General features: G+C 41.6%; 15 protein-coding genes and 1 tRNA gene. 13 read left to right on the forward strand and 3 right to left on the reverse strand.

What is annotated here, in order from left to right; all coding sequences use genetic code 11:
- The first annotated feature begins 272 nt into the window (after positions 1-272).
- From HMPREF3027_RS05080 to HMPREF3027_RS05140, 13 genes are all read left to right on the forward strand, one after another.
- A complete protein-coding gene (locus HMPREF3027_RS05080) occupies positions 273-1,034 on the forward strand; it encodes a (Fe-S)-binding protein (RefSeq protein WP_018028570.1) in 762 nt (253 codons plus the stop codon).
- 14 nt (positions 1,035-1,048) lie between these two features.
- Positions 1,049-2,416, forward strand: coding sequence for a lactate utilization protein B (locus HMPREF3027_RS05085; RefSeq protein ID WP_018028571.1), 1,368 nt, complete (start codon positions 1,049-1,051; stop codon positions 2,414-2,416).
- Positions 2,417-2,425: 9 nt separating this feature from the next.
- Positions 2,426-3,010, forward strand: coding sequence for a LutC/YkgG family protein (locus HMPREF3027_RS05090; protein WP_070707449.1), 585 nt, complete (start codon positions 2,426-2,428; stop codon positions 3,008-3,010).
- Between the two features lie 34 nt (positions 3,011-3,044).
- Positions 3,045-4,601, forward strand: a complete 1,557-nt coding sequence (locus tag HMPREF3027_RS05095; RefSeq protein WP_070707451.1) for an L-lactate permease — start codon at positions 3,045-3,047, stop codon at positions 4,599-4,601.
- Between the two features lie 192 nt (positions 4,602-4,793).
- Positions 4,794-4,864 (forward strand) — tRNA-Gln (locus HMPREF3027_RS05100).
- Between the two features lie 82 nt (positions 4,865-4,946).
- Entirely contained in the window at positions 4,947-6,608 is a 1,662-nt protein-coding gene (locus HMPREF3027_RS05105; RefSeq protein ID WP_070707453.1) for a glycosyltransferase family protein, read from the forward strand.
- Positions 6,609-6,612: 4 nt separating this feature from the next.
- Entirely contained in the window at positions 6,613-7,563 is a 951-nt protein-coding gene (locus HMPREF3027_RS05110; protein WP_070707455.1) for a glycosyltransferase family 2 protein, read from the forward strand.
- 43 nt (positions 7,564-7,606) lie between these two features.
- Complete coding sequence (locus tag HMPREF3027_RS05115; RefSeq protein WP_070707457.1) at positions 7,607-8,494, forward strand: hypothetical protein; 888 nt, start codon at positions 7,607-7,609, stop codon at positions 8,492-8,494.
- Between the two features lie 7 nt (positions 8,495-8,501).
- A complete protein-coding gene (locus HMPREF3027_RS05120) occupies positions 8,502-8,780 on the forward strand; it encodes a PqqD family protein (RefSeq protein ID WP_021903357.1) in 279 nt (92 codons plus the stop codon).
- A gap of 22 nt (positions 8,781-8,802) precedes the next feature.
- Complete coding sequence (locus HMPREF3027_RS05125; protein ID WP_070707459.1) at positions 8,803-9,231, forward strand: S24/S26 family peptidase; 429 nt, start codon at positions 8,803-8,805, stop codon at positions 9,229-9,231.
- A 3-nt stretch (positions 9,232-9,234) separates the two neighbouring features.
- Entirely contained in the window at positions 9,235-10,359 is a 1,125-nt protein-coding gene (locus HMPREF3027_RS05130) for a nucleotidyltransferase family protein (protein ID WP_070707461.1), read from the forward strand.
- Positions 10,356-12,023 (forward strand): ABC transporter ATP-binding protein, encoded by a 1,668-nt coding sequence (locus HMPREF3027_RS05135; RefSeq protein ID WP_070707463.1) that lies wholly within the window; start codon positions 10,356-10,358, stop codon positions 12,021-12,023. Before HMPREF3027_RS05130 ends, HMPREF3027_RS05135 begins: the two co-directional genes overlap by 4 nt.
- Positions 12,010-13,029, forward strand: a complete 1,020-nt coding sequence (locus HMPREF3027_RS05140; protein ID WP_168165877.1) for a glycosyltransferase family 2 protein — start codon at positions 12,010-12,012, stop codon at positions 13,027-13,029. The genes HMPREF3027_RS05135 and HMPREF3027_RS05140 overlap by 14 nt, the downstream gene beginning before the upstream one ends.
- Positions 13,030-13,059: 30 nt before the next feature.
- Here HMPREF3027_RS05140 and HMPREF3027_RS05145 read toward each other — a convergent pair whose 3' ends face one another.
- Genes HMPREF3027_RS05145 through HMPREF3027_RS05155 form a run of 3 tightly spaced genes read right to left on the reverse strand, consistent with a single transcriptional unit; the run spans position 13,060 to position 16,266 of the window.
- Complete coding sequence (locus HMPREF3027_RS05145; RefSeq protein WP_070707467.1) at positions 13,060-14,022, reverse strand: glycosyltransferase family 8 protein; 963 nt, start codon at positions 14,020-14,022, stop codon at positions 13,060-13,062.
- A complete protein-coding gene (locus tag HMPREF3027_RS05150; RefSeq protein ID WP_070707469.1) occupies positions 14,019-15,125 on the reverse strand; it encodes a glycosyltransferase family 4 protein in 1,107 nt (368 codons plus the stop codon). The genes HMPREF3027_RS05145 and HMPREF3027_RS05150 overlap by 4 nt, the downstream gene beginning before the upstream one ends.
- Positions 15,118-16,266: a glycosyltransferase family 4 protein gene (locus HMPREF3027_RS05155; protein WP_246830534.1), complete on the reverse strand. Its 1,149-nt coding sequence runs from the start codon at positions 16,264-16,266 to the stop codon at positions 15,118-15,120. The genes HMPREF3027_RS05150 and HMPREF3027_RS05155 overlap by 8 nt, the downstream gene beginning before the upstream one ends.
- Positions 16,267-16,271 lie beyond the last annotated feature (5 nt).

The raw sequence follows: 16,271 nt of genomic DNA on the forward strand, positions 1-16,271 counted from the left end.
ACCTCCAAGGAGGTCCTTTTCCTTAGGCATTCCACTAAAAACTATGGGGAAAACCTTTCTAATGCGTAACCCCTGGATTTATAGTTAATATATTTTTGAGTTTCTAAAAATATAGCTACATTTGGAGAACTTAAGTGATTGCGGACTTACTTTTTGCTGTACACCCTCTACAGCCATTTTCTTCGTTCGCAGTCATTACGAAGGAGAAGGATGTAACCTCCTCTTCATTGATTATATTAACGACATAACCTACTTGATGTGACGGAAGTTGTATGGATGAAGTATTAAAAGAAAAGAAAATAGGGCTTTTTATCCCTTGTTATATTAATGCGGTCTACCCCGATGTGGGGATAGCTTGTTATAAGCTACTATGCTCTTTAGGGCTTGATGTAGACTATCCAATTGACCAAACTTGTTGTGGACAACCTATGGCCAATGGTGGCTACCAATCCAAGTCCAAGCACTTAGCTGAGAGATTTGACAAACTATTTAAGGAGTACGATTATATTGTAGGGCCTTCTGCTAGTTGCGTTGCGTTTGTGAAAGAGTTTCACCCTCAGATTCTAGGTCGACCAGTTCACGAGTGCCATTCCTCAGAGCATATCTACGACATTACTGAGTTTTTACACGATGTGGTGAAGCCAGAAAAATTTGCTTCAAAGTTTCCACACGTTGTCAGCATACACAATAGCTGTCACGGTGTAAGAGAATTGGGACTATCAGCTCCATCGGAACGTACTGTGCCCTACTTCAATAAAATCAGGGCACTACTTGAAAAGGTGGAGGGGATAACTGTAAAGGAGCCAAGTCGGCTTGATGAGTGCTGTGGTTTTGGAGGGCTATTTTCTGTAGAAGAACCCGAAGTCTCAGCTTGTATGGGACGTGACAAAGTTAATGACCATATTGCTACTGGTGCTGAATACATTACTGGGGCTGATAGCTCATGTCTGATGCATATGCAGGGCGTGATCGATCGAGAAAAGCTTCCAATTCGCACGATACATTTTCTAGAAATCCTAACCGCTAATCTATAAAGATCTACTGAGTTATGAGTACACAGCATGCCAAAGCTGCTAAAACCTTTTTAGCCGATAAGAAAAATGCCAAGTGGCACGATGAGACCCTTTGGCTCGTTCGTCAGAAGCGTGATAATCTGAGCAAGCATATTCCTGAGTGGGAGAAGCTAAGAGAGACAGCCCGTGATATAAAGATGTATAGCACCTCTCACATGGAGGAGCTAATTGAGGAGTTTGAGAAAAATGCCACCGCCAATGGGTGTATCGTCCACTACGCAAAGGATGCCGAGGAGTATCGTAAGGTGATCTATGATATTCTCTCAAGTCATGGGGTGAAGAAGATGGTAAAGAGTAAGTCGATGCTCTCCGAGGAGTGTGAGCTGAATAACTATCTATTTTCCAAAGGCATAGATGTGGTAGAGAGTGATCTAGGGGAGCGTATCCTACAATTGATGCATGCCCATCCTAGCCATATTGTACTCCCTGCAATACACATTAAGCGTGAAGCTGTAGGCAAACTATTTGAGGAGAAGCTAGGGAGTGAGAAGGGTAACTTTGACCCTACCTATCTGACCCACCAAGCTAGGAAATCACTTCGTGAGGACTTCCTCAGTGCCGATGCAGCTATGACGGGAGGCAACTTTGCTGTGGCTGAAACTGGTGAGGTGGTGGTATGCACCAATGAAGGGAATGCCGATATGGGTATGTCTTGTCAAAACCTTAATATTACCGCGTTTGGCATTGATAAATTGATCCCCAACCTTGATAGCCTTGCAGTATTTACAAGACTCTTAGCTCGATCTGCTACTGGCCAGCCAAGCACTACCTATACCTCGCACTTCGGAAAGCCACATCAGGGTGGGGAGCAACACTTTATACTAGTAGATAATGGACGTACGGACATTCTAGAGCAAAAGGAGCACCGTAAAGTACTCAATTGTATACGTTGTGGTGCCTGTATGAATACTTGCCCCGTGTATCGTAGAAGTGGTGGCTACTCTTATAGTTACTTTATTCCAGGGCCTATTGGTATCAATCTTGGTATGCTAAAGGATCCTGATAAGCACTCAGGCAATGTGTCGGCATGTTCGCTCTGCCTTTCTTGCTCCAATGTATGCCCAGTGATGATTGATCTAGGAGAGCAGATATATGTGTGGCGACAAAAGTTGGATAAGTTGGGCCAAGCCAATAAGGAGAAGAAGCTGATGGTTAACGCAATGACCCCTGTATTCAATAGCCCGTTTATGTTTAATACTGCCATCAAGATGGCACCAGTTGTCAATCATCTCCCTCGACCTCTTATCTATAATGGCTTGAATGCTTGGGGTGAGGGTCGTGAGTTGCCAAAGTTTACTAAGCAGTCATTCAATAGCTGGTGGAAGGAGCATCATAAAAAATAAAGTACTATTATGGATCAAAGCAAACAAAAGATATTAGACAATATAAGGCGTCACACCCATGAGAAGTATGAGATGCCAGACCTTAGCTTTCAACATATCACCTACGAAGATAAGCTTCAAACCTTCCTGAATATTTCGGCTGGAGTAGGTGGGCGTGCAGAATTGCTGGGTGAAGGTGAGACTGTAGACCAAGCTATTCAACGACTTTATCCCGATGCCAAGAGAGTGGCTTCCAACCTTCCTGAAGTCCATGTAGCTACTTATAATCCTGATGAGATTGACACTCCGCGAGAGCTTAATGGGACGGACCTTGTGGTTATTCGCGGTGAGTTCGGAGTGTGTGAGAACGGAGCTGTTTATATAGAGCAATCATATAAGCATCGTGCGATCTACTTCATTGCAGAGGCAATGGTGATCATACTAGATCGTAATGCACTCGTGGATACGATGCATGAGGCCTATCAAAAGGTGCCAAAAGAACTCACCAATGAGTTCCGTGGGTTTATCTCTGGTCCTTCAAAAACTGCTGATATTGAGCAAGCCCTAGTGAAAGGAGCACACGGTGCTAGAGAGACCGTGGTGTTACTCGTGTGATTGAGCAACTATCATTATCCAACAATAGATAAATATGAGCGTATTATTTTCTATTCTTCCGATTGTCCTCCTTTTCGTCTTGATGCTCGGCTTTAAGATGGCAGGACACAAAAGTGCCCTTATCACCTTGATCGTTACCATTCTTATAGCCCTTTTCCTTCCGAATCAATTTGATTTTGCACCAGAAGGGTATGAGCAGAGTGGGGTATGGTGGGCTGTGCTAGAGGGATTTCTTAAAGCGACCTTCCCGATCTTGATTATCATACTGATGGCTATTTATAGCTATAATGTACTGCTTAAGAGTGGTGACATAGAGATTATTAAGCGTCAGTTCACATCACTTTCTGATGACAAAGGGGTCACCGTGCTTCTCCTAGTATGGGGATTTGGTGGTTTGCTAGAGGGGATGGCAGGATTTGGAACTGCCGTTGCGATTCCAGCTGCTATCCTAATCTCTTTGGGATTCAAGCCTGGCTTTAGTGCTTTAGTTTCGCTGATAGCTAATAGCGTACCTACAGGATTTGGTGCTGTTGGCGTGCCTGTGACAACTCTTGCGAATGAAGTCTCTGCGAGTGGTGTTGCAACACAAGAAGAGATCTTGGATATCTCTTCTAAGGTGGTTGTGCAACTCTCCCCACTGATGATTATTTTGCCCTTTATTATTCTGTTTTTAACTGATAGTAGTAAGAAGGCGCTGGGCAAGAATATTGTACTGGCACTACTTGTAGGTATTGTATCACTCGTTGTGCAATTTACATCAGCTAGATATTTAGGAGCCGAGACTCCAGCTATCTTTGGAAGTATTGCTTCTATCTTTGTAATCATACTATATGCTAAGCTATTTACTAAGAGTGGCAAGAAGGTAGAGGAAGAAAAGGTATCCACCAAGGCAAACCTTAGGGCTTGGAGTGTGTACTTTTTCATCCTCCTATTTATTGTGCTCAGCGGTCCACTAGTTCCTAGTATCAATGGATTCCTTAAGAGTACCCTTGTAAGTAAAGTTCACTTGCCCATATATCCTGAAGGGAAGTTCTTTACCTTTGGATGGATCTCCAATGCTGGGCTTATGCTCTTTTTGGGTAGTGTAATTGGTGGACTTATTCAAGGGCTGAGTGTAAAGACCTTGCTCACTGTATTAGCTGAAACGGTGGTCAATCTCCGAAAAACAGTGGTGACCATTCTAAGCCTAGTGGCTATTGCTTCTGTGATGGGATACTCGGGTATGATATTGGTGATTGCGTCAGCGCTTGCGTCAGCTACAGGTGCCTACTACCCTCTCTTTGCACCACTGATAGGTGCTATCGGTACCTTTGTGACAGGTAGTGATACCTCCTCTAATATCCTATTTGGTAAGCTTCAGGCAAATGTGGCCACTCAGATTGGTTATCCTGACCCTAATTGGTTGGCAGCAGCGAATACTGCAGGAGCTACTGGAGGTAAGATCATCTCCCCACAGAGTATTGCTATAGCAACTGCATCGTGTGGTATGGAGGGTGAGGATGGTAAGATTCTTGCCTCTGCACTTCCCTATGCCGTGGGCTATATTGTATTGGCTGGCCTTATGGTGTACTTCTCAGTCGGAGTTATCTAGATCTTTCTCTGACTTTTGAAAGGTACTTTGCAATAGATTAATTACTTGAAAGCAAATGGTTTAATGCGATATTATCAAGGAGTTTATGCTAAAATAGCTCTCTTAAAGCAGAAATCATAGCTTTAGTATTTTGTCATATAGATTTTTGTAGTTATCTTTGCGGAGCCTTAGGGAAGTTGCTTAGGGCGTGAGTGACCTATGGTGTAATGGTAGCACAACAGGTTTTGGTTCTGTTTGTCGAGGTTCGAATCCTCGTAGGTCAACTTTTTAGATAGCCTATATATTAAAACGCCTTCTAGGGAATTACCGAGAAGGCGTTTGTTTTATTTCAAAGGTTAAGATTATATGAGTACCAACGAGCATAAACTTTCTGCTACCCCAACCCTCCCCACTCTTATCATGGAGACTTCGTGGGAGGTATGCAATAAGGTGGGGGGCATCTATACTGTACTTAGCACCCGTGTGGCAACAATGATAGAGAAGCATGGAAGAGATTCCCTGTTATTTATAGGACCAAAGCTTGAGACTCCACAGCGAGACTTTATCCCTTCTAGAAAAAAGAGTGATCTTGAGTTGGCTGATAAGCTCTTCTCTGAAACCGGGATTAAGGTACTTTTGGGGAGTTGGGATGTTGTCGGCAAGCCTCGTGTGGCACTTGTAGCTTATCAATCGCTAGCTAGTCAGAAAGATGGGCTATACTATGAGATGTGGCAGGAGTATGGTATTCGTGGAGAGATAGGATATGGCGATTATGATGATTCTTGCCTCTTTAGCCTTGCCGTTGCAAAAGTGATGAAAGCATACATTATGCTTTTCCCATCTGAGTATCCTTTGGCCATATTCAATGAGTGGACAACTGGCATGGGGCTCCTAGCACTTCGGAAGTGGGCTCCTCAGATTTACACACTATTTATTACTCATGCTACCTCTGTAGGACGTTCTATAGCTAGTAATGGGAAGCCATTATATAGCCAATTACCTAATTATGACGGCAATCAAATGGCCGAAGAACTTGGCGTGATGTGCAAGCATCAGGTGGAGTATGCAGCTGCTCATGTGGCAGATGTCTTTGCTACAGTCAGTGAGGTAACAGCACTTGAAGCTGCAAAGTTAATAGGTCGTGAGCCAATGGTGCTTCCTAATGGTTGGGAGGAGGGGGTGATACCTTCTGGATACCAATTGCGCAAATTACGCCAAGGAGGAAGAAAGGCTATTTATCATCTCGCAGAGACGCTTTATGGAACTAAGCTAAGCGACGATCCATTTATAGTAGCTACTTCTGGTCGTTGTGAATATCGTAATAAAGGGCTGGATGTGTTTATTGATGCTTTGAGGCGACTTCATAATATGGACTTAACTCGCGATATTGTGGCATTAATATTGGTGCCTAGTTGGGTTAAAGCTCCTAGGCCTGAGCTCCAAGCAGCTTTAGCTAGTGACAAAGCTACTACGCTTGCGATGCAGATGCCGTACGTTACTCATGAGCTTAATGATGGATTGGGCAATCAAATTTTGGCACACCTCCATTCTTTAGCTGAGAATTGGGGGCAAAATATCTATCCAATATTTATTCCAGATTACTTGGATGGTGCTGATGAGGTGCTTAATATTACCTATTATGACCTTTTACCGGCTGTAGACTTAACGGTATTTGCTAGCTACTATGAGCCATGGGGGTATACACCATTAGAAAGCGTTGCTTTTGGGGTGCCGACACTTACAACGGACAAAGCTGGTTTTGGTATGTGGGCTATGGAGACCAATACCAAGAACTGTCTGAGGTATGGAGCTAAGGCTCTAGAAAGAGAGGACGATGGATTTGAGAGCTTGGCGGAGAGCATTGCTCAAAAGATTGCACGATTCTCTTCTTTTCCTAAAGAGATGGTCGCACAAAGCAAGCAACGTGCTAAGAAATTAGCTCAGAAAGCGAGTTGGCACTGCTTCTATGCCCAATATTTAGAGGCCTATAGTGAGGCAATCAATCGGAAACCATCTAAAGAGAATTGAGCAGATGTGTAAGTTTTCATTCATTATCCCGATATACAATAGGCCAGATGAGCTACGGGAGTTATTAGCTTCTTTTGTTTCACAAGAGCAGGTAGAAGGTATTGACTATGAGGTGATCGTGGTAGAAGATGGCTCTACCAACGACTCTGAAGATGTGGTAAGTGTCTCGGGATTGCCTGTGAAGTATATTGTGCAGGAAAATACCGGCCCTAGTGGTGCTAGAAATAGAGGTGTAAAAGAGGCGAATGGTGAGTGGGTAGTCTTTTTGGATAGTGATGCGGTACTCCCCAATAACTACATTCAGAGGGTAAATGAATACGTAGATAATACAGTTTGCGACTTGTGGGGAGGTCCAGATAGGTCTAGAGAAGACTTTACAATAATACAGAAGGCGATTGACTACTCTATGACCTCGTTGCTCACTACAGGTGGAATTCGTGGCAAGAAAAAGAGTGTTGACCATTTCTATCCACGTACCTTTAATATGGGGATACGTCGGGAGTTATTTAATCAGTTGGGTGGCTTTAGGGATGGTATGCGGTACGGAGAGGACTTAGACCTAAGTATGCGAGCTTTGGAGAATGGTGGAGTTTCTGCTCTATTTGAAGAGGCATGGGTATATCATAAGCGTAGAGTTGATTTCAAAGCTTTTTTTCGACAGATTCGTCAAAGTGGTAAGGCAAGAATTGTCCTAAATCGGTACCACCCTGGCACGCTCAAGTTGGCACACACATTGCCTAGTCTCTTTGTGATATTCAATGTGGCTGTACTACTGACCCTCTCGCCTGTGCTTTATTCCATTTTGCTCCTTTACCCACTTGCTATAGTGGTAGATGTATACACCAAGGGGGGGAGTTTAGAGCTCGCAGGCTATGCTGTAGCCGCTGCCTATGTGCAGCACTTTGCCTATGGGTTAGGGTTCCTTGAAGAGTGGCTATTCCCCAAGACAAATTAGCCTCCTATTTTTAGATGGAGACAAAATAGTATCTTTGCAGAGTATGAGTGATATTGGACATCTATATTATGAGATTGCTGGAATGCCAGTAGTTCTGGAGACACCGAATGCCGATCGTGTATCGCAGCTATTGATCCCCTATGCTCCTTTCCTTTTGAAATGTAGTAAAGGTGTTGAGGCAAAGGTCTGCTTTACGGCAGGGGTAGGGATCTCCATTCCTAGTGATTTAACTCCAATCGATACTGGTGAGTTTGAGGGAGGATGGTCCAAAATATATTGTGATGACCAATACTACTATACAGAGATGGAGCTCTTTGACCATCTCTACTATATGCGTGCTACAAAGGATTGGTCTAAAGTCGAAAGCGATGTGGATCTATTGCAGAAGGATGCTATTTATGTATTGAACTCTTTTTTGATACCAGCTTATGGGATGCAACTCATCAAGTTGAAGGGCTTAAAGATGCATGCTTCTGTAACGATGGTTGATGGAAAAGCTTTGCTCTTTATGGGAACTAGTGGCACAGGAAAGAGTACTCATTCAATGTTATGGAGGAGGTATGTACCTGGTGCACGCTTACTGAATGATGATGAACCTATCATTCGCCTTTTTCCAGATGGAGAAGTAAGAGTGTATGGCGCTCCGTGGAGTGGAAAGACCCCTTGCTATATTAATGAATCGGCAAAGGTGGTAGGAATGGTACTTTTGAAGCAAGCTCCTGAAAACAAGATCTATAGAGGTAAGTTTAGTGAAGCTTTAAGTGCATTGGTGATGTCTACAAGTGTGCTTAGGACAGACAATGACCATCGCAATCAGTCGTTTGAGCTATTGACAGATATTGCCCAGCAGATCCCATTTTATACGTTGGAGTGTAGACCTGATAGAGGGGCTGTGGAGCTAACGTACCCATTATTGTCTAATGATAATTAGTAATCTTATGAAACTTAGAGACGACATCGTAATTCGTAAAGTAGGCAGCGAGTACATTACAGTTGTACCAAGCCCTCAGGGCGTAGGATATAGTTCTGTAGTAACGCTTAATGAGAGTGCTGCTGAGGTTGTCAAGACTTTTACTGGACTTGAATTTAGTGCAGATTTAGTAGCCACTTTTTTGCTGAATAATTATGATGTTGATACTGAGAAAGCCCACGAAGATGCAGTGGCTCTTGTGAAACTTATAGAAAGTTCAGGCTTGATAAGCTTAGAAAATCATTAATTTTTTTCTAGTAGGGAGGGAAATGGAAGATCTGCTCGGTTTGGCAGCGAAAGATTTATCACAAGGATACCGAGTGATAGTAAGAGCCAGTGGTAATAGTATGTATCCTTTGATTCATGATAAGACTGATAAAATAGTTCTAGCACCTATTTGTGCCCGTCTTAAGGTGGGAGAGATAGTGTTGGCTATTAATGATGGCGACTTCATTTTACATCGAATTGTGAAAATATACTCTGACAGCGTATTATTACGCGGTGATGGCAATCCTGCTGGCATAGAGCATATTAAGATTGACTCAATATTAGGAGAAGCAATAGTGATAGTACGGAGTAATGGTAGAGTGATTCATAAAGGGTCGTTACTATGGCGAGGCTTTCAGTATCTTTGGCCAAAAGGTAGCTGGCTTAGGAAAAAGTCTTTGGGGGTCTTACGACGACTAGATTTGATTTAGATTATGGATAGAGCATCGCTACTTTTTATTGAACTATTGAGAGCTTCTATTAGGGGCATTCCATTTGAAAATAATGGCTCCGATTCGGAGTCCACAATTCAGCAGGCACCACATTTATGGCGACTTGCTAAGCAGCATCAGGTGGAGGGAATGATTGCCGATCAATTGCTGACACTCCCCGACTTGCCTATGAATATTTCAGTTCAACTGATGAGCTATCTGCAGGGCTTGGAGAGGCTATCTAATGATATGTCGGCTGTCTTAGCAAAGCTCTATAATGAGTTGGAGGCACTTAATTTTCATTCCATCCTCGTAAAAGGCCATGCTAATGCTGCTCTATATCCCAATCCATTACTGAGAACCATTGGAGATATTGACCTATACTTTCAAGATAAGTCTGATTTTGAAAAGGTTATAGAGATGATGAGTAGGAGGGGATACAAAATTCATAGTGAGACTAAAAATAATAAGTTACTCCATAAGGCGGTGCAAATGGATACCTTCTTACTAGAGTGCCACGGTCAATTGCTCTACTTACCTATGACTTCTAAGAATAAGGTATTTGAAGAGTACTACAGTCAATTACTCAATCACACTGAGAAAAAGGCTATCTTAATTGATAATGTTCCTGTACAAGTATTACCCGCTGAGCTACAGTTAATTCACACCTTTCTCCACTTTTTTGGAGACTTTTTATACGGTGGTGCTAACTTTAAGCGATTATTGGATTGGTACTTTGTGGTGAGTAAGTATGGTCATACTATTGATCAAGACAGATTGTCACGCTTGCTTAAAGAAATGAAGCTAGAGTATCAAGTAGGTCTCTTTGGAGAGCTCTTGCATAGGTGGTTTGAGCTTCCAGAAGAGTCAATTCCATGGAAAAGGCCAGAGAAAACACCTAATTTCCATCGCGATTTAAAATCACTAGAGCATTGCTATTTTGAAAATAGGATGGAGCAGTTAAAGAGTAGATCCTCTCAAGGAAGTGTCTGGCAACAACGCTTTTGGAAGTGGTGGAGTGTAGTGGATCATAATTTCCACTATAGGCATATAATAGGTCATTATGCCTATAAAGCTCCGATGGATATGCTTCTTTTTAGAGCCCAAGAAACTGTGAAAAGAAGATGAAAAAGAAGACAAGGATTATTTCCTTTTTATTAAAAGATTATTGGGTTAGATTGCTCTTAATCTTTCTTCTAGGGCTGGTATCAGTGGGTCTTAGCTTCCTCTTTGTATGGCTTAGTAAGCTATTAATTGATGTGGCTACAGGGGATTCATTGAAGTATGACTTTTGGTTTGTAGTGATATGGTATTTATCACTTATCTTTGGACGAATACTACTGACCACTTGGAATAGATGGTTTTCAACTACCACGTCGGCAAAAATCACTAAAACGCTTCGTGCTAGGCTCTATGACGAGCTACTGTATACTAAGTGGAATGAGCTATCACACCTTAGAAGTGGGGATCTTACTTCAAGGTTACTTCAGGATGCAAAGGAGGTAACTGAATTACTGGTTTGGCAGTTACCTTCCTTGGCAATTGGGGTGATTCAGTTGATTGGAGCATTAGTATTCATGTCCTTCATTGATCCTCGAGTGACGTGGTGTGTCGTCTTTTTTATCCCCTTCGTCTTTTTCTTTAGTCGAATATACTTTAGGAAGATGCGAGTGATCACTCACAGAGTGAAAGGACGGGAAAGCGATCTTTTTTCCTACTTTAATGAGGTAGTTCAGCATCAACTAATCATACGGATTTTTGGTCAACAATCTAAGACACTCTCTCAGCTGGGTAAGGGGGAGAAACATTTGGTGGACATGATTAAAGAGCAACTACGCTTCAGTGTATATAGTGGTTTAGCTTTGAAAATAGTATTCACTGGGGGGTATGGAATAGCTATGGTATGGGCCATCTACCGCCTGCACTTAGGGTTGATTACTTTTGGATCGGTAGTAGCTTTTTTGCAATTGGTCTCTTACATTCAATCACCTACCTACAATACCGTAAAGCTATTGCCAGGTATTGCATCTTCACTAACAGCCATTGACAGATTAGAGGAATTGCTTTTGCTCCCTTCGGAATCAAGAGCATCTAAAAATGTAGCCTTCAATTCCATTGATAGTATCCAGGCAAAGAAGCTAAGCTTTAGCTATAAAGGAAGAGAAGAGGTATTGAATCAGGTTGACTTTGAAATCAATCGTGGTGAATTGGTGGCATTAACTGGAGTTACTGGTACGGGAAAAACTACGATTTTCAAGCTCTTGATGGGACTAGAGACTCCTATGAATGGCTCACTGCATTTAGCTCTCTTGGAAGGAAAAAAGGTGGAGATAGACGAACAAACTCGTGATGCATTTGCTTATGTGCCACAAGAGACAGCACTTTTCTCTGGGACGATCAGAGATAATTTATTACTCGGTGCTCCTGAGTCTTCTGAGGAGCAAATGATAGATGCACTGCACTTGGCTGTTGCAGATTATGTATTAGAACTTAGTGAGGGCTTGGATACAGTTCTTACAGAGGGTGGTGTAGGGCTATCGGAAGGGCAGGCACAGCGTATTTCTATTGCACGAGCCTTATTATCTAATAGACCCATATTGCTACTTGATGAAGCAACTTCTGCCTTGGATCCTGAGACGGAGTCTCAATTGCTAGCTAATCTCCAACGATTGACTATTGAAAGAGGTCTAACGACACTATTTATTACTCACAATCCGAAGGTGACAGATCATTGTAACCGCACCCTCAACTTAGCACATGGTAAAATCAACGAATCGTATGAATACAACTAAACTCCTATCAATCATTATTCCAGCCTACAATGTGGCTCCATATATAGGCAAGTGCTTAGATAGTTGCTTAAACCAAGACATTCCACACGATCATTATGAAATTATAGTGGTGGATGATGGGTCGAAAGATGACACAGCACTAGTTGTAAAGCAATATTGTAATGAATACCCTAATATCTCGTATCACTATCAAGAGAATGCGGGGCAAGGCGTTGCTAGAAATGTTGGCCTTAGCTATGCGACAGGTGAATATATATGGTTTGTTGACTCAGACGACTGGATAAGAGAAAATTGTATCAATTCATTGCTTGATTATGTAAGAAAACTCCAGCTAGATATCTGCTTGTTCCCTGTGGCCAAGGTAGATGGAGAAAGGAAAAACATAAAGGATGATTTCGCTCATTTTAATGAAATTGCATACTCTTTAGATGAGTTTGCTGAAATGGGAAAGATGACCTATTCTCCTTGCAACTATTTGTTTTTACGCGTGCTTAGTAGCTCAAATAACATCTGTTTTTTATCGGGAATATATCATGAGGATATAGAGTTTAATACCCGGCTTATCATGGAAGCAACTCGTATCGGGCATTATAAAAGTAGTGAAGGACTGTATTACTACAGATATACTCGTGAAGGTTCTACAATGAATAATCGATCTGAGCCATCCTTGCGAAAACACATTTTAAGTCTATTTATTGTCTTAAAATCAATGCGTAATACTTATACTCAAGCACAAGAAGGTGCCTACAAATCGTTATTAGCCACTACACATAATAGTCTGTTTCTCACCGCTCTGATTCCTATTTTTGAGACCTGCGATTTGCCAAATAAGGATCAGTTATATCTCGAGTATGCCAAGGAGTATCAATTTGAATATCTGAAACCGAAAAAAAGGCTTTCAAAGGTGGATATTATGTCTCCTTTTCGCTACTCTCTAGCTCTCACAACAAGACTCCAACGCACATTCCAATCCTTTAGAGCCTTAATAAACCACACTAGATTTTAGGACATGATTAAGTCATAATCTAAACAGCTATTACTTCTTTTTCAGTAGTGTGGTCAGAGTGTCTTTAGCTTTGAGTAGTCCTTGGAATATTTGCCCAATTATTGGAGTTTTCCAAATGTTGTACAACTTATGTGCTTTCTTTGACACCTCCATTTGTTGTTTTAGCGACTCTGGAAGGTGGATGTAGTAGTCCCACCACTTATCGAATTGGATGGCATATCCTTTCCAAGGTTTAGCAGAGGTGTAATGCACATTGCCATGACGGTGTACCGCTTTCCAGTCATCATTTGTATATAGCTTCAAAAAAGCATCTTTGTATATACTTGGATAGAATGTCCGTATACTATTGTAGTAGGGAGGTAGGGATATGATTTTGCCGTGTGCTAAGATGTTGTAGGCATCTTGATCTGGAAAAACAAAGCTCTTTGCCCTCTCCGTCTGTAGCAGATCCATCATCTTCTTGCTGAAATTCACTCTCCTCATCTCCTTGAGGTTCATCAAAAGGAACCCGCTATTGATGTACCATGTGGGGTCATTAAGTTCAAGAGACTTAAAGTGATCTATATTAGCCCCTATTAGTGTCTCCCGTACTCCTCCTAATAAGTTTTCACCCAGGTCTATAGAGAAGAGCTTGGAGAGGTCGTTTTGCACAATAATATCACAGTCTAGGTAAAGAGCAGTATCATACTCTGGAAGAAGCTTAGGAATCAGAATCCTATATAGTGACCCGATGGAGAACGATCCAAAATAGGCACTTGGCACGCGACCTGACATATCAATAAAGCTCCATTTAGACACGATACCTCTCTTATCCAATCCTTTTATCCTCTGCTCAATAGAAGGGGATAGCGGAGCCTCAACAAGTGAAATGATATGGTACGTTGTATTAGGGTCTGCACTCTCAATGATTGATAGTAGAGTAGTAGCTGCAGGGACTACAAAATTGGTCGTGTAGCAAACAACAATAGGGAGTGGCATAGTCGTATTCATCATTGAAGCAATTCATCAAATAGTTTTGCCCAAGTATTTGCAATGGGTGGGGTAGGGCTGGTTATAGGTGTGGGCATAAAACTACCATATGCTTCTTCAATAACCTTCTTCATTAAGTTAGCTAGCTCATTAGTATCATGAGGAGAAAAATAGGCTGTCTGTAAAAGTCCACCAGCAGTTTCGTGAGCATAGGGTAAATCTGCTAGTAAAATTGGGCGACCATATCTTCCAAATTCTGTAATAGGAAGTCCCCAAGTCTCCACTTTAGAGGGAAAGACAAGTGCATCAGCCTTGTCATATAACTCCCTCATCTGAGTCTGATTTTGATAGCCAGCAAAAGAGATAGAGCTGACTTCGCCCCATCGGCTGTATAGATACTTTGCATAACTGTTTTCATCTCCTCTGAGGGTCAAAATGGTTTGAAACCTTCCTTTGCCTATCTGCTCTTCTAGCAGTTTTGAAGCTTGACAGAGTAGTTCAAAATTCTTGTGTACATTTGGAGCCGCAGGGTAGAAGAATGTAGTAGTCCTGGAATTGTTTGCTGGCCTAATTTCGTCATTTCTTATTGGCATCATTGGAGGGAATACGATAATTCTCTCAGATGACAAACCGAATAACTTCTCAAATGCATCCTTAAACCACTGAGTTTGTACAACCACAAAGTCGTTCTTCTTTATATTGGGTCGATAGATAAAATTCTTTGATAGCCATGCAAAGAAGAATATCTTGTAATTAAGGCAAAGGTCTCTTATGCTTCCTTTGTAAAAGGGGAATGGATTATGGCAATATACGGCCCTTTTATTAGCAACAACATTTGGTGTTGTATCATGTAGAGAAAGCCAAAGATCAATTGAAGGGAGCCTTTTAGAGAGTTTTTTTAGGGTAATATGTTCACACCAAATACGGTGCATCCAAGTCTTTTTAGCCCATGGAATTTCTATGTATTCAATCCCTTCATATAGAGCTAGTTTTTTATCGTGTACAATAGCGATGACTCTGAGGTGATCAACCTGAGTGGATAGGTACTCGAGACAATTATTTAATATCTCAAGCGTACCCCCTGTATTAATATTTACAGCTGAAATTACGATTAACTGCTTATTCATATAGAACCTTATTAAAAAGTGATGTCCACAGCCTCATTATTCTTTCTTCATCAAATCTCTTTGAAGAAACTACTGCTGCATTTCCCATGCGTAGTCTTAACTCTTGATCTTTAATAAGCTCAAGTAGTTTGTCAGCAAATAACTGCCGATCGCCCATTGGAATGATATAGCCATCAATTCCGTCATTGATAATGTCTTTTGGCCCACACTTACAATCGTAAGAGATTATTGGCAACCCACAAGCTTGGGCTTCTAAAAGCACCATCGGAAGTCCTTCGTAACGAGAAGTCATTGCGTATATACCCGCTGTGAGGTACTTCTCCTGAATAGTGGAAGTAGCAGGTGATAGCGTCACTTTACTCTTGAGACCAAGACCATCAATTAATTTCTGGAGCCTATCTTTATCTGGACCATTACCTATGATTTCAAGGCCCCAATCAGGTGCCTTATCGTGTATAGCACTGAAAATATGTATTAATTCAGAAAAGTGTTTTTGGTGTGCCAGTCGTCCAACAGCTATAATCTTATTGGTTCTTTCTGTTTCCTTTAAATCAACATTCCTGAATGTATTGTTTAGAGCATTAGGTATAACGCTTATATTTTTATCCATACCCCAGTAGCCTTTGTCCTCGTTTGTAAGAACTACAAAATGGTCGTATGACTTAGCTGTTTTAAGATCTTGTTTGCTTAATATGCGATCAATGATGCCCAATAATCCTTTCCTTTCATATTGCTTCCTTTTGAATCTTGAAAAATGGACTTCAAGGATTTTCTTGCTTCCATCATTAATTTTTGGAATGATAGATGACCCATTGTCAAAGAGTGAGACAACTATGTCGGGCCTAATTGATCGCAGATGCTTGGAGAGTATGCTTTTATGCTTAAAGAGTTTAAATGGGTATGAAAAAAGCTTAGCTGCTATCCCCTTGCTTTCTTCGTAATTAATGCCCAAGTCAATTTGCTGAATATCTGGATTGAGAGGAAAAAAAGCATTGCGTCCTCTCTGCTCTGTGGTGATAATCGTAATTTCATATTCGTGAGACGACAGCCAGTTTGCCTTGTTCGAAAGCACGCGTTCCATACCTCCAGAGTTATATGTACCACCTATACAGTAGACAAGCTTGATATTACGTTTTTCCATACTTT

It is taken from the genome of Porphyromonas sp. HMSC077F02, assembly GCF_001815465.1.
GTDB classification, from domain to species: Bacteria; Bacteroidota; Bacteroidia; order Bacteroidales; family Porphyromonadaceae; genus Porphyromonas_A; species Porphyromonas_A somerae.